The organism is Pseudomonas citri, assembly GCF_025336485.1.
Taxonomy (GTDB): domain Bacteria; phylum Pseudomonadota; class Gammaproteobacteria; order Pseudomonadales; family Pseudomonadaceae; genus Aquipseudomonas; species Aquipseudomonas citri.
The window spans coordinates 1-13,475 of record NZ_JAODAB010000030.1; the positions used below are offsets into that span (position 1 = coordinate 1).

General features: G+C 61.6%; 11 protein-coding genes, 2 tRNA genes and 1 riboswitch. Of the genes, 1 reads left to right on the forward strand and 12 read right to left on the reverse strand.

The features are described 5' to 3' along the window. Positions 1–2: 2 nt before the first annotated feature. The 6 genes from N4Q37_RS24040 to ltaE all read right to left on the reverse strand — a co-directional run bounded on the left by N4Q37_RS24040 (position 3) and on the right by ltaE (position 5,811). Positions 3–76 (reverse strand) — tRNA-Arg (locus tag N4Q37_RS24040). 106 nt (positions 77–182) lie between these two features. Further along, a tRNA-Ser gene (locus N4Q37_RS24045) sits at positions 183–273 on the reverse strand. Between the two features lie 62 nt (positions 274–335). Continuing rightward, a complete protein-coding gene (csrA, locus tag N4Q37_RS24050) occupies positions 336–524 on the reverse strand; it encodes a carbon storage regulator CsrA (protein WP_003178872.1) in 189 nt (62 codons plus the stop codon). 184 nt (positions 525–708) lie between these two features. Next, positions 709–1,950, reverse strand: a complete 1,242-nt coding sequence (locus tag N4Q37_RS24055; protein ID WP_260962327.1) for an aspartate kinase — start codon at positions 1,948–1,950, stop codon at positions 709–711. An 89-nt stretch (positions 1,951–2,039) separates the two neighbouring features. Next, positions 2,040–4,661, reverse strand: a complete 2,622-nt coding sequence (gene alaS, locus N4Q37_RS24060; RefSeq protein WP_260962329.1) for an alanine--tRNA ligase — start codon at positions 4,659–4,661, stop codon at positions 2,040–2,042. Positions 4,662–4,806: 145 nt separating this feature from the next. Further along, positions 4,807–5,811 (reverse strand): low-specificity L-threonine aldolase, encoded by a 1,005-nt coding sequence (gene ltaE, locus N4Q37_RS24065; RefSeq protein WP_260962331.1) that lies wholly within the window; start codon positions 5,809–5,811, stop codon positions 4,807–4,809. 270 nt (positions 5,812–6,081) lie between these two features. Then, a riboswitch (FMN riboswitch) is annotated at positions 6,082–6,249 on the forward strand. Positions 6,250–6,350: 101 nt separating this feature from the next. Here ltaE and N4Q37_RS24070 point away from each other — a divergent pair. Further along, entirely contained in the window at positions 6,351–6,860 is a 510-nt protein-coding gene (locus N4Q37_RS24070) for a 6,7-dimethyl-8-ribityllumazine synthase (protein ID WP_260962333.1), read from the forward strand. Between the two features lie 51 nt (positions 6,861–6,911). Here the strand turns inward: N4Q37_RS24070 and astE are convergent, their stop codons facing one another. The 6 genes from astE to aruF all read right to left on the reverse strand — a co-directional run bounded on the left by astE (position 6,912) and on the right by aruF (position 13,434). Beyond that, positions 6,912–7,919 (reverse strand): succinylglutamate desuccinylase, encoded by a 1,008-nt coding sequence (gene astE / locus N4Q37_RS24075; RefSeq protein ID WP_260962335.1) that lies wholly within the window; start codon positions 7,917–7,919, stop codon positions 6,912–6,914. A gap of 11 nt (positions 7,920–7,930) precedes the next feature. Then, positions 7,931–8,218, reverse strand: coding sequence for a topoisomerase II (locus N4Q37_RS24080; protein ID WP_260962337.1), 288 nt, complete (start codon positions 8,216–8,218; stop codon positions 7,931–7,933). Positions 8,219–8,287: 69 nt separating this feature from the next. Then, positions 8,288–9,634 carry an N-succinylarginine dihydrolase gene (astB, locus tag N4Q37_RS24085; protein ID WP_260962339.1) on the reverse strand — a complete coding sequence of 449 codons (1,347 nt, stop codon included), beginning with the start codon at positions 9,632–9,634 and terminating at the stop codon, positions 8,288–8,290. A 228-nt stretch (positions 9,635–9,862) separates the two neighbouring features. Next, positions 9,863–11,332 carry a succinylglutamate-semialdehyde dehydrogenase gene (gene astD, locus N4Q37_RS24090; protein ID WP_260962442.1) on the reverse strand — a complete coding sequence of 490 codons (1,470 nt, stop codon included), beginning with the start codon at positions 11,330–11,332 and terminating at the stop codon, positions 9,863–9,865. Then, complete coding sequence (astA, locus tag N4Q37_RS24095; RefSeq protein ID WP_260962341.1) at positions 11,329–12,354, reverse strand: arginine N-succinyltransferase; 1,026 nt, start codon at positions 12,352–12,354, stop codon at positions 11,329–11,331. The genes astD and astA overlap by 4 nt, the downstream gene beginning before the upstream one ends. A 60-nt stretch (positions 12,355–12,414) precedes the next feature. Next, a complete protein-coding gene (gene aruF, locus N4Q37_RS24100; protein WP_260962343.1) occupies positions 12,415–13,434 on the reverse strand; it encodes an arginine/ornithine succinyltransferase subunit alpha in 1,020 nt (339 codons plus the stop codon). Positions 13,435–13,475: the final 41 nt, after the last annotated feature.

Consider the following 13,475-nt stretch of genomic DNA (forward strand, 5'->3'; position numbering starts at 1 on the left):
GGTGCACTCGACAGGATTCGAACCTGTGACCGCTCGGTTCGTAGCCGAGTACTCTATCCAGCTGAGCTACGAGTGCATTTGTTGCCGCGCATTATAGGTCGTCGAATCTTTTTGTAAAGCGCTTTTTTCAGTAATTTCAATCACTTACTGAACAAGCCAGATCTGACGCACTAAACGAATAATGGCGGAGAACGGGGGATTCGAACCCCCGACACCCTTGTGAGGTGTACTCCCTTAGCAGGGGAGCGCCTTCGGCCACTCGGCCAGCTCTCCGCAACACGGGGCGTATATTAACCAGCTTCATCCCCGTTTGCAAACATAAAAATCGATAAAAATTAATGGCTTGGTTCGTCGTCCTTCTCTTTCTTGATACGCAGGTAAATTTCCTCCCGATGCACAGCAACCTCTTTCGGTGCATTGACGCCGATACGCACTTGGTTTCCTTTGACGCCGAGTACGGTCACGGTGATTTCGCCATCGCCAATAATCAGGCTTTCTGCGCACCGACGAGTCAGAATCAGCATACCTTTCTCCTCACGCAATTCAGTTCAGGGACAACAGTCTGCAAAAAAAAGGCACTGGACCTACAACCGGAACGGTCGAAGCCTACAGGCCTTAGTATTGACCAGCGCGGGCAAAAGAACAGTTTTGGGGCGCGCCATTCAAAAAAACAAAGGGCGCGGTCCAGCCGCGCCCTTCAGACAACGCTTACTCGCCCTGTCGGGCAGCCGCGTCGAGTTCGAAAGCCGTGTGCAGGGCGCGCACGGCCAGTTCCAGGTATTTCTCTTCGATCACCACGGAAACCTTGATTTCGGAGGTGGAGATCATCTGGATGTTGATACCCTCCTTGGCCAGGGCTTCGAACATGCGGCTGGCCACGCCTGCGTGGGAACGCATGCCGACACCGACGATCGAGACCTTGGCAATCTTGGTATCGCCCACCACTTCCCGGGCACCGATTTCGCCAGCGGTCTTTTTCAACACGGCTTCAGCCGCTGGATAGTCGTTGCGGTGCACGGTGAAGGTGAAGTCGGTGGTGTTATCGTGCGCGACGTTCTGCACGATCATATCGACTTCGATGTTCGCGGCACTGATCGGGCCGAGAATCTTGAACGCCACGCCGGGGGTGTCTGGCACGCCACGGATGGTCAGCTTGGCTTCATCGCGGTTGAAAGCGATGCCGGAAATGATCGGCTGTTCCATGGATTCCTCTTCATCAATAGTAATGAGGGTGCCCGGACCCTCTTTGAAGCTGTGCAGGACGCGCAGCGGAACGTTGTACTTGCCAGCAAACTCGACGGCGCGGATCTGCAACACTTTCGAGCCCAGGCTGGCCATTTCCAGCATTTCTTCGAACGTGATCTTGTCCAGGCGCTGCGCCACGGACACCACGCGCGGGTCGGTGGTGTAGACACCGTCCACATCGGTGTAGATCTGGCATTCGTCCGCCTTGAGGGCTGCGGCCAATGCCACACCCGTCGTGTCGGAACCACCACGACCGAGGGTCGTGATATTGCCGTGCTCGTCCACGCCCTGGAAACCGGCGACCACTACCACGCGGCCAGCCTTCAGGTCGCCACGGATCTTCTGGTCGTCGATCTGCAGGATACGCGCTTTGTTGTGCGCGCTGTCCGTCAGGATACGCACCTGGTTACCGGTATAGGAGACCGCCGGCACGCCACGCTTGATCAGCGCCATGGCCAGCAAGGCAATGGTCACCTGCTCGCCAGTGGAAACGATCACATCCAGTTCACGGGGAACCGGTTGCTGGTCGCCGCTGATTTGCTTGGCCAGATCGATCAGACGGTTGGTCTCGCCGCTCATTGCCGACAGCACAACCACCAGGTCATCGCCCGCATCACGGAATTTCTTAACCTTGTCGGCGACTTGTTCGATTCTCTCGACAGTGCCGACCGAGGTGCCTCCAAATTTCTGTACGATCAAAGCCATTTCAAAGCCGCCTCTGCCCATGAAGGGCGCCCAATAATCAACCAACAGCGCTCGGGCTCGTGACTAGACCACGAGCCCGCGGCACTGCCTTAAATACCCTGCTCCACAAATGCCACGGTCTGGGCCAGTGCTGCGTCCAGTGCGCCTGCGTCGGTACCGCCGCCTTGCGCCATGTCCGGACGACCACCGCCCTTGCCGCCCACTGCGGCAGCAGCCTGCTTCATCAAATCACCGGCTTTGAGTTGGCCAGTCAGGTCTTTGGTCACGCCTGCGACGAGAACGACCTTTTCCTCATGGACACTGCCGAGCAGGATCACTGCGCGGCCGAGTTTGTTCTTCAGTTGATCGACCAGCGCCAGCAGCGCCTTGCCATCCTGGCCATCCAGACGCGCGGCCAGCACCTTCACGCCCTTGACGTCCACGGCCTGGGCCGACAGATCGTCACCTGCTGCGCTGGCGGCCTTGGCCTGCAACTGTTCCAGTTGTTTTTCCAGCAGGCGGTTGCGCTCCAGCACAGCCGACAGCTTGTCGATCAGGTTGTCGCGGCTGCCCTTGATCAGGCTGGCCGCTTCCTTGAGTTGTTCTTCGGCGGCATTGAGGTATGCCAGGGCCGCCGCGCCGGTCACCGCTTCGATGCGGCGAACGCCGGAGGCCACGCCACCTTCGCTGACGATCTTGAGCAAGCCGATGTCACCGGTACGGTTGGCATGGATACCACCGCACAGTTCCACGGAGAAGTCGCCCATGCTCAGCACGCGCACGCTGTCGCCGTACTTCTCGCCGAACAACGCCATCGCGCCTTTGCGCTTGGCGGTCTCGATGTCGGTTTCTTCGGTCTCGACCGGGGAGTTCCTGCGGATCTCGGCGTTGACGATGTCTTCCAGTGCCTTGATCTGCTCCGGCTTGATGGCTTCGAAATGGCTGAAGTCAAAGCGCAGGCGCTGACTGTCCACCAACGAGCCCTTTTGCTGGACATGCTCGCCCAGCACACGGCGCAACGCTTCATGCAGCAAGTGCGTGGCGGAGTGGTTCAGCGACGTGGCGTGACGAACGTCGGCGTCGACGTGCGCCGCCACCGGAGCGGCGATCATCAGGCTGCCCGAGACCAGCACGCCATGGTGCAGGAACGCGCCACCGGTCTTGGTGGTGTCGCGCACGTCGAAGCGCGAATTGCCGGCCTGCAGGTAGCCACAGTCACCGACCTGGCCGCCGGACTCGGCGTAGAACGGCGTCGTGTCCAGCACGATCACCCCTTCCTGGCCTTCGCTCAGGATGTCGACCGACTGACCGTCCTTGTAGATGGCAACGATCTTGGCCGAACCGGTGGTGCCGGCGTAACCGGTGAATTCGGTGGCCACGTCAACCTTGACCAGGCTGTTGTAGTCCATGCCGAAGGAACTGGCGGAACGCGCGCGCACCCGCTGGGCTTCCATCTCGCGCTCAAAACCTTCCTCGTCGAGGGTCAGATTGCGTTCGCGGGCAATGTCGCCCGTCAGGTCCATCGGGAAACCGTAGGTGTCGTAGAGCTTGAACACCACGTCACCGGGAACCACATCACCCTTGAGTTCGGCCAGGTCCTGCTCGAGGATCTTCAGGCCCTGCTCCAGGGTCTTGGCGAACTGCTCTTCCTCAGCCTTGAGCACGCGCTCGATGTGCGCCTGCTGGGATTTGAGTTCCGGGAACGCATCGCCCATCTCGGCCGCCAATGCGGCGACGATCTGATAGAAGAAACTGCCCTTGGCACCCAACTTGTTACCGTGGCGGCAGGCGCGACGGATGATCCGGCGCAGCACATAGCCGCGGCCTTCGTTGGACGGCAACACGCCGTCGGCGATCAGGAAGCCGCACGAGCGAATGTGGTCGGCCACCACTTTCAGAGAAGCCTGGTTGTCGTTGGTGCAACCGATGGCCTGTGCGGATGCGCTCAGCAGGCTTTGGAACAAGTCGATTTCGTAGTTGGAGTGAACGTGCTGCAACACCGCACTGATCCGTTCCAGGCCCATGCCGGTATCCACCGACGGCGCCGGCAGCGGATGCAACACGCCATCGGCGGTGCGGTTGAACTGCATGAACACGTTGTTCCAGATCTCGATGTAGCGGTCACCGTCTTCTTCCGGCGAGCCGGGTGGGCCGCCCCAGATATCGGCGCCGTGGTCGTAGAAGATCTCGGTGCAAGGGCCGCACGGGCCGGTATCGCCCATGGTCCAGAAGTTGTCGGAGGCGTAGGGTGCGCCCTTGTTGTCACCGATACGCACCATGCGCTCAGCCGGGACGCCGACTTCCTTGGTCCAGATGTCATAGGCTTCGTCGTCGGAGGCGTAGACCGTGACCCAGAGTTTTTCCTTGGGCAGGTTCAGCCACTTGTCGGACGTCAGGAAGGTCCAGGCGAAGGTAATGGCGTCGCGCTTGAAATAGTCACCGAAGCTGAAGTTACCCAGCATTTCGAAGAAGGTGTGGTGACGAGCGGTATAGCCGACGTTTTCCAGGTCGTTGTGCTTGCCACCGGCACGCACGCATTTCTGGCTGCTCACTGCACGGGTATACGCACGTTTTTCCTGGCCCAGGAAGCAATCCTTGAACTGGTTCATCCCCGCATTGGTGAACAACAGGGTCGGGTCATTGCCAGGGATCAAAGAGCTGGAGGCTACTCGGGTGTGGCCTTGCTCTTCGAAGAAGCGAAGGAAGGCTTCACGGATTTCTGCGCTTTTCATTAGGTTCTTCCACGGAGGCTGCGGCCAAAGGCCTGTGCAAAACGTCACAGACGAAGCAACGGCAAAGGGCCGCATTATATCGGCCCTGCGCGCGGGGTACAGCGTGTTTATATGATAGAAACTGCCAATTGGCCCGATTGGCGGGTCATTGACGGGAAAATTCGACGAAAGCGGCGATCACTTGGTCTATTTGCGCCGCGCTCACGTCCATGTGCGTCACCATCCGCAAGCGTGACGCCGCGCTGAGCCTGATGCCCCGTTCGTCGGCGAACGCCTTGAGCGACTCGGCCCGCTCGCCCATTTGCACATAGACCATGTTGCTCTGCACCGGCTCGACCTCATAACCCACCGCCCGCAAGCCGTCGGCGAGCCGCTCGGCGTTGGCGTGGTCGTCGGCCAGGCGCTGGACCTGATGCTCCAGGGCATACAGCCCCGCCGCCGCGAGGATCCCGGCCTGGCGCATGCCGCCGCCGACCATCTTGCGCAATCGACGCGCCTTGGCGATCAATGGCGCGCTGCCGCACAGGACCGAACCCACCGGAGCACCAAGGCCCTTGGACAGGCACACCGAGACCGAATCGAAATGTTGCGTGATCTGCCGGGCATCGACATTCAACTTGACCGCCGCGTTGTATAACCGCGCGCCGTCCAGGTGCAGCGCCAGGCCATGCTCCTGGGTAAAGCGCCGGGCCCGGGCCAGGTAGTCCAGCGGCAGCACCTTGCCTTGCATGGTGTTTTCCAGGGCCAGCAGGCGGGTGCGGGCGAAATGGAAGTCATCGGGTTTGATCGCGGCGGCGACGTGCGCCAGATCCAGAGAACCGTCCGCCTGCACGTCAAGGGGCTGGGGTTGGATCGATCCGAGCACCGCCGCCCCGCCCCCTTCGTATTTGTAGGTGTGGGCTTGCTGGCCGACGATGTATTCATCGCCGCGCTCGCAGTGGGCCATCAACCCCAGCAGGTTACTCATGGTGCCCGAGGGTACGAACAGCGCCGCCGAGAACCCCAGGCGCGCAGCCAACTCGGCTTCGAGACGATTGACCGTCGGGTCTTCGCCATACACGTCGTCGCCGGTCGGTGCGCTGGCCATGGCGTCGAGCATGCCGGCGGAAGGTTGGGTGACCGTGTCGCTACGAAGATCGATAACACTCATGAATCTGGCCTCGGGTTCTGGTGGCGGGAATTCCCTTTCGAAGGGTAATTACTGCGGTCATGGCGGGAAATAATCAAGACGGGGCGACGAAAAGGGCAACAAAACCCCAGTGTGCGCCGTGGGAGCAAAGCTTGCTCGCGATGGCGTCGGGTCAGGTTGTGCTGATGTTGACTGACCCGCAGCTATCGCGAGCAAGCTTTGCTCCCACGGCTCGCGCCCACAGGGGGTTGTGTGTTAAAAATCGTTCGCCGTCACGAAGCGTGGCGGCACAAACGTTCTCAGGGCGGGGTGTAATTCCCCACCGGCGGTAATTGCACGCAACGTGCATAGCCCGCGAGCGCTTGGCGGTACACGGCTGTTGCGGTGTAGCGACAAGGTCAGCAGACCCGGTGTGATTCCGGGGCCGACGGTCATAGTCCGGATGAAGAGAGAACGGGATTGGCACCCAAGGGCCGCCTGCGACTGTCTTGTGCGCGGCGTACCCTCGAATCCCCTTCGATTCATGACGCCCTGTTTTTCAAACAAACAGGAACCAGAACATGCAACCCACTGCAATCGACAGCAAGACCAAACACCACCCGAGCGAGCGCGTCGCGTTCATCCAGGCCTGCTGGCATAAGGAAATCGTCGACCAGAGCCGTAAAGGTTTCGTCGCCGAAATGATCGCCCAAGGCTACCAGGAGAGTGATATCGACTTCTTCGAAGTCGGCGGCGCTTTCGAGATCCCGCTGCACGCCAAGCTGCTGGCCAAGTCAGGCCGCTACGCCGGTATCGTCGCCGCGGGCCTGGTGGTGGACGGCGGCATCTATCGTCACGAATTCGTCGCCCAGTCGGTGATCAGCGGCCTGATGCAGGTCCAACTGGAAACCGAAGTGCCGGTGTTCTCCGTGGTGCTCACGCCCCATCACTTCCATGCCGGGGAAGAACACCAGAAGTTTTTCTTCGATCACTTCGTGCACAAGGGCCAGGAAGCAGCGAAGACCTGCGTCGATACGCTGCACAAGACCCGGATGTTGCGTCATGTTGAGCAGCGGGCGATAGCGGTCTGAAGAAACTGTGGGAGTGAGCTTGCTCGCTCCCACAATGGTTCTGTCCGGGTTCTATATCAGGCTCTCATCCGTAGCCGGCACAATCAGAATGCCGGCCCGCAAGCCATTCCTGACCTTGGGATTGGGGAAAATGATCCGGGCGCCCTCTTCTTCGATCACCCAGCGGGTCTGGGCGATGTCTTCGGCCAGGACGTAGCCTTTACCCAGCTCCGAGAAGTTCTCGATGTCCGCCGGCAGGTTCAGGCGGAAGCTGTCGCTGTGCTTGATGATTTCCCGCGCCACACTGAACAGCTGCAGGCCATCCAGCCCTTCGTCCAGCTCCGGCTCATTGCCTTCGATGATCTGTTGCAGGCGCTTTTCCAACAAGCTGACGTTGACGCCGTCGTTCTGCCCGAACGGCCGGGCCTTGCCCAGTTCCAGTGTGAAGGACTCGGCGCCGAGTTGTTCATAGGTGTAGGCGCTGAACACGATGGACGGTTTGTTCTGCAACAGCACCGCCTCCATGCCGGCAGCCCGCAGGCGCGCCAGCTCACGGCGCGAGTGCGGACGGTCTTCCTTCCACGGGTAGAGGGCGAACTGCTCGATCTTCGAACCACGGATGGCGGTGTGCAGGTCGTAATGCAAGCGGCTGCGGTCCGGCAGGCTGAAGAAACTGGCGGCCAATCGCTCCAGTTCGCACGCTCGAAGCGCCTCGGGGCCGCCGCTCAGCTCGTGGCGACCATTGAACAAGCGGTTGACGTCCTGCTCGACGAAACGCTCCCCACGGCGTATGGCCTCGGGGTTGCCAAACAGGAACAGAATGCGTGCCCGTGGCTTCAAATCCCCACGGGCGATGTCATGCAGCAGGCGATCGAGCAGCTCGATCGGTGCGGTTTCGTTGCCATGGATACCGGCCGACAGCAACAGGTCCAGGCCGTTGTCCCGGGCCTCGGGCGGCTTGACCTCCAGCGCGCCCTCGCTCAGCCAGCGCATCCGTACGCCTTCGACAGTCAGTTGAGTCTTCTCCGCCGGTTCACGACCGGCGAGGGTCAGTTCAAGCAGTTTGCCGAGGGCGAGCATAGCGCGGTTCCTTAATGGTCGTGGCCGCAATCCGGGCCATGGACGTGCCCGTCGTCGCCGAGGTCGGCCGGTTCCATCTCCAGTTGCAGGCTGACCAGGTTGGTGGCCAATGGACGCAGCAGCAGGTTGGCGTATTCCTCGTCGTCTTCCTCGACGTCGACACCGATCAGCAACTGGCCACGGCCGTCCTGCTGGATCCACAACTCCTTGCCTTGCCACATCACCGCGACGCGGGTGCAGGAGGTTTCCAGTTGGGTGCCGTCGCTGTCTTCGAGGATCAGTTGCAGGGTATCGCTCATGTCTTTACGTTCTCGTCTGGAAATAAGGCAACGCGCCCTGCATTGACTGTAGTCAGGTCGCGCGCGCTTTCAATTGATCTGGAAAGGATAAACCGCGCCAAGTTTAAGGATTTGTGTCAGTTCATCCAGTGCCGTGCGGCATTCGAGCAGCAATTGCGGGTCTGCCAGGTCGTTTTCGGCCAGGCGGTCGCGGTAGTGCCGTTCGACCCATTGGGTCAGTGAATCGTACAACGGCGCGGTCATGATAACCCCTGGGTTGACGGCCGCCAGTTCGGTTTCATTGAGCGCCACGCGCAAGCGCAGGCACGCCGGGCCTCCACCGTTCTGCATGCTTTGCTTGAGGTCGAAGACCTTCACTTCGCGAATCACCCCGCCGGAGCTCGTCAGGCCTTGCAGGTATTGCCAGACGCGTTCGTTGGCGCGGCACTCTTGCGGCACGATCAATAACATCGTGCCGTCGGGACGCGACAGCAGCTGGCTATTGAACAGGTAGGAACGCACCGCGTCGTCCACGGTCACCGCCGAACGCGGCACGCACACCGCTTGAAATTTACCACCGACCTTGGCGAGCTTGCTGCCCAGTTCGGCCAGCATCTTGTCGGTCTCGAGGAAGGCATCCTCGTGGTAGAACAGCACTTCGCCGTTACCCACCGCGATCACATCGTTGTGGAATACGCCCTGGTCGATCACCGACGGGTTCTGCTGGGCGTACACCACGCCCTCTTCCTTCAACCCGTGCAGGCGGGCAACGGCCTGGGAAGCTTCGAGGGTCTGGCGCGCCGGGTATTTCTGCGGCGAGGGGTAGCGGGTGTCGAAGGCGCTGCGACCGAACACGAAGAATTCCACGCCGACTTCGCCGTAACTGCGGCAGAAACGGGTGTGGTTGGCCGCTCCTTCGTCGCCGAACTGCGCCACGGCCGGCAATGCGGCGTGGTGGGCGAAGTGTTGCTGATCAGCGAACATCGCGCCCAGCACACGACTGGTGGTCGGGTGCTCGATGCTGCGGTGGTATTTGCAGTTCAGGTTGGCGGCGGTGAAATGCACGCGCCCGTCGGCGGTGTCGGCGCTTGGGCTGACGGTGGCGGCGTTGGCCACCCACATGCTGGAAGCCGAGCAACTGGCGACCAGCAGCGGCATCGCTTCCTTCGCCGCCTGCTGGATGACCTGGGCGTCGCTGCCGGCAAAGCCCAACCGACGCAACGCCGCCACGTCCGGGCGCTCCTGTGGCGCCAGGACACCTTGCTGGAAACCCATGTCCATCAGCGCTTTCATTTTCGCCAGGCCTTGCAGCGCCGCTTCCTTGGGGTTGGAGGACTGCTGGCTGTTGCTCTGGGAGGCGACGTTGCCGTAGGAGAGCCCGCCATAGTTGTGGGTCGGCCCCACTAGACCGTCAAAGTTGACTTCAAAGGATTTCATCAGCGAGGCTCCACGAGGATCTGTTTTTATAGGCATCAGTAATAACGGCGGCGCGGCCATCGCGGGCAAGCCTTGCTCCCACAGGGGGGTTGCATCAAGCCTTGCTCCCACAGGGGACTGCATCAAGTCTTGCTCCCACAGGGGATTGCATCAAGCCTGTGGGGACAAGGTCAGCCCTCCACAGGAACTGCACGGAACCTGTGGGAGCAAGGCTTGCCCGCGATGGGTTTACGCCATTCGCACACCAGGCGTCAGGCTGGCTGGCATCGCCAGGCTCGGGGTCTCCAGGGACGCCACCGGGTACGCGCAGTAGTCGGCCGCGTAGTAGGCACTGGCGCGATGGTTGCCCGAAGCCCCGACACCACCAAACGGCGCGCTGCTCGCTGCACCCGTCAGTTGCTTGTTCCAGTTGACGATACCGGCGCGGCTTTGCAGCCAGAACTGCTGGTAACGCTCTTGCGAATCCGACAGCAACCCGGCAGCCAGGCCATATTGGGTGTTGTTGGCTTCGGCGATGGCCGCCGGAAAATCCGTATAGCGGATCACTTGCAGCAACGGCCCGAACAATTCCTCGTCGGGACGCTCGGCCACCGCCGTCACGTCCAGGATGCCCGGTGTCAGTAACGCCGCCTGGGCCAGGGGCTGGGTCATGGCCAGCAGCGCTACCGCACCCAGGCCAAGCAAATGGTTTTGCGCATCCATCAACGCCTTGGCCGCGCCCAGGGAAATCACCGAGCCCATGAACGGCGCCGGTTGCTGGTCGAAGGCACCGACCTCGAGGGTCGAGCTGACCGCCACCAGGCGCGCCAGCAAGGCATCGCCCCACGCACCTTCCGGCACCAGCAGGCGGCGTGCGCAAGTGCAGCGCTGCCCGGCGGAAATGAACGCGGACTGAATAATGGTGTAGACCGCCGCATCGACGTCCACCACCTGGTCCACCACCAGTGGATTATTACCGCCCATTTCCAGCGCCAGGATCTTGTCCGGGCGACCGGAGAATTGTTGATGCAACAGATTGCCGGTGCGGCTGGAGCCGGTGAAGAACAAGCCGTCGATTCCCGGGTTCGCCGCCAGGGCGATGCCGGTTTCCCGAGCCCCTTGCAGCAGGTTCAACACACCCGCCGGCAGGCCGGCCTCGACCCAGCACTTGACCGTCAGCTCGGCGACTTTGGGCGTCAGCTCACTCGGCTTGAACAGCACACTGTTGCCCGCCAACAGCGCCGGTACGATGTGACCGTTGGGCAGGTGGCCGGGGAAGTTGTAAGGGCCGAACACCGCCACCACGCCGTGGGGCTTGTGGCGCAACACGGCAGTGGCATCGCCCAGGGGGCCGCTCTTTTCGCCGGTCCGCTCGCGGTAGCTCTGCACCGAAATGGCAACCTTGTTGATCATGCTGGTGACTTCGGTGGCCGCTTCCCACAACGGCTTGCCGGTTTCCTCGCCGATGCAATAAGCCAATTCGTCAGCGTGTTTCTTCAGGGTTGTGGCAAAAGCTTCCAGCACCTGGATGCGTTCCTCCAGCGGGCGCCGAGCCCACTCCGGGAATGCCTGGCGCGCGGCCTGCACCGCCGACTCGACTTGTGCCGCCGTCGCGCCTTTGCCCGACCACAGCACGTGCTGGGTCACCGGGTTCAACGACTCGAAGACGTCGCCCTGGCCTTCCAGCCAGCTTCCTGCGATGTACAGCGATTTCATTATTTCGACTCCCGAGCGGGGGACAACGCGACGGCACGCACCTGGTCGCCGGCATTGAGTTGAAGACGTTTGGCGGTCAGCGGATCGACCACCAGGGTGCCTGCGGCGAGGCGCGCCGGCGCCGCAGTGATGCGGCACTCCAGGCACTTGCGGTTATGAATGAGGAATGGCGTGGCGTCATCGCCGGGCGTGCCGATGGCCAGCACCAGCGCCTGGCTGTCGCGAACCGCGCGGATCTTGCTGGTTTCGCATTCCACGGCCGGGCCGGCGTCGAAGATGTCGACGTAACCCTGGTAGCTGAAGCCTTCGCTCTTGAGCATCGCCAACGCCGGCTCGGTATCCGGGTGCACCTGGGCAATCACGGCACGGGCGTCTTCGGACAAGAAACAGGTGTACAGCGGGAACTTGGGCATCAGTTCGGCAATGAATGCCTTGTTGCCCACGCCGGTCAGGTAGTCGGCCTGGCTGAATTCCATCTTGAAAAAATGCCGGCCCAGGCTTTCCCAGAACGGTGAACGGCCCTGGTCATCGGACATGCCGCGCATTTCGGCAATGATCTTGTTGCCGAACAATTGCTTGAATTCAGCGATGAACAGCAACCGCGCCTTGGCCAGCATGCGGCCATTGAGGCCGGTGCGGTAGTCGGCGTGCAGGAACAACGAGCACAGTTCGGAATTGCCGGTCAGGTCGTTGGCCAGGAACAGGGTCGGGATTTCCCGGTAGATGTTCAACTCCTGGGAGGCGCTGACCGTCAGGCCGACCCGGAAGTTGTACCAGGGCTCGCGCAGCCCCACGGCACCGGCGATGGCCGAGATGCCCACCACGCGACCATCGTCGTCTTCGAGCACGAACAGGTAGTCCGCATCACCGCGCCCGGCTTCGCCACGAAAGGTCTTCTCGGCCCAGCCGACGCGATGGGCCAGGCGCTGTTCGTTGGCCGGCAGGGTGGTCAAGCCGGTACCGGTGCTGCGGGCCAGGTCGATCAGAGCGGGTAAATCGCTGCTGCGTACGGGACGAACGATCATGCTATCTCCTCAAACGGGTCGCTCACGCCACCCGCGAAACTCAACTGTAAGGCGGGGCCATCAAACCGCGACCAGGCGAACACTGGCGCCTTCGCCGACGCCCAGGGCTTCGGCCGCTGCCATGTCCAGGGTCACTGGCTTGCCGGGCGCGTAATCGAGCTCCAGCAGCACCGCGCGGTAATCCTGCAACAAGCCGTTGGCCACCAGGTATTGCCGGCCGGCACCCTTCACGGCTTCACCGATTTTCACCGGCACCACGCGGCTCTGGGCAATCGAGCGGATACCCGAGACCCGGGCATGCAGGGTCGGACCACCGTCGAAGATGTCGATGTAGTGATCGGTCTCGAAGCCTTCGCGCATCAGGATGTCGAAGGTGATCTGCGCACGCGGATGGACCTGGCCCATGGCTTCTTGCGCGGCGTCCGGCAGCAGCGGCACGTAGATCGGGTAATGGGGCATCAGCTCGGCAAGGAACGTACGGCTTTTCAGCCCGCACAAGCGCTCGGCGGCGGCGTAGTTGAGGTCGAAGAAGTTGCGACCGATGGCGTCCCAGAACGGCGAGTCGCCATGCTCATCGCTGTAACCGACGATCTCGGTCACCACCGAATCGGCGAAGCGCTCCGGGTGGCTGGCGACGAACAGCAGCCGCCCGCGGGAATTGAGTTCCGACCACGGCGACCCTACCAGTTCCGGCACCACATAGAAGCTGGTGAGCAGGCTGTTGCCGGTCAGGTCGTGGCACTGGGAGAGCACGTGGATCTTGTTGTGGATCTTCAGTTCACGGGAGGCGTGAACGAAGGTCTCGTTGCGAAAGCTGTAGAACGGTTCGGAGTAACCGGCTGACGCGACGATGGCCGAACAGCCCGCCAGCTTGCCGGTCTCGGTGTCTTCGAGAACGAAGAAATAGCTTTCTTCGCCGTTGAAGCTGACCTCGGCGGCAAACGAGGCTTCGCTCGCGGCGATCTTGTCGCTCAGGCGTTCCACGTCATCCGGCAAGGAAGTGACACCAATCGGACTGTCCGCAGCCAGACGCTGTACCTCGCCCAGATCAGCCATTTGCGCGGGGCGCATCACCAGCATGGTGTCACTCCTTAACTTGAAATAAAGGGTTCGACCCAAAA

What these genes read in the sequence shown, in the direction of transcription:
- csrA (WP_003178872.1), bottom strand. Translation starts at nt 524, where the DNA reads ATGCTGATTCTGACTCGTCGGTGCGCAGAAAGCCTGATTATTGGCGAT.
- N4Q37_RS24055 (WP_260962327.1), bottom strand. Translation starts at nt 1,950, where the DNA reads ATGGCTTTGATCGTACAGAAATTTGGAGGCACCTCGGTCGGCACTGTC.
- alaS (WP_260962329.1), bottom strand. Translation starts at nt 4,661, where the DNA reads ATGAAAAGCGCAGAAATCCGTGAAGCCTTCCTTCGCTTCTTCGAAGAG.
- ltaE (WP_260962331.1), bottom strand. Translation starts at nt 5,811, where the DNA reads ATGAGTGTTATCGATCTTCGTAGCGACACGGTCACCCAACCTTCCGCC.
- N4Q37_RS24070 (WP_260962333.1), top strand. Translation starts at nt 6,351, where the DNA reads ATGCAACCCACTGCAATCGACAGCAAGACCAAACACCACCCGAGCGAG.
- astE (WP_260962335.1), bottom strand. Translation starts at nt 7,919, where the DNA reads ATGCTCGCCCTCGGCAAACTGCTTGAACTGACCCTCGCCGGTCGTGAA.
- N4Q37_RS24080 (WP_260962337.1), bottom strand. Translation starts at nt 8,218, where the DNA reads ATGAGCGATACCCTGCAACTGATCCTCGAAGACAGCGACGGCACCCAA.
- astB (WP_260962339.1), bottom strand. Translation starts at nt 9,634, where the DNA reads ATGAAATCCTTTGAAGTCAACTTTGACGGTCTAGTGGGGCCGACCCAC.
- astA (WP_260962341.1), bottom strand. Translation starts at nt 12,354, where the DNA reads ATGATCGTTCGTCCCGTACGCAGCAGCGATTTACCCGCTCTGATCGAC.
- aruF (WP_260962343.1), bottom strand. Translation starts at nt 13,434, where the DNA reads ATGCTGGTGATGCGCCCCGCGCAAATGGCTGATCTGGGCGAGGTACAG.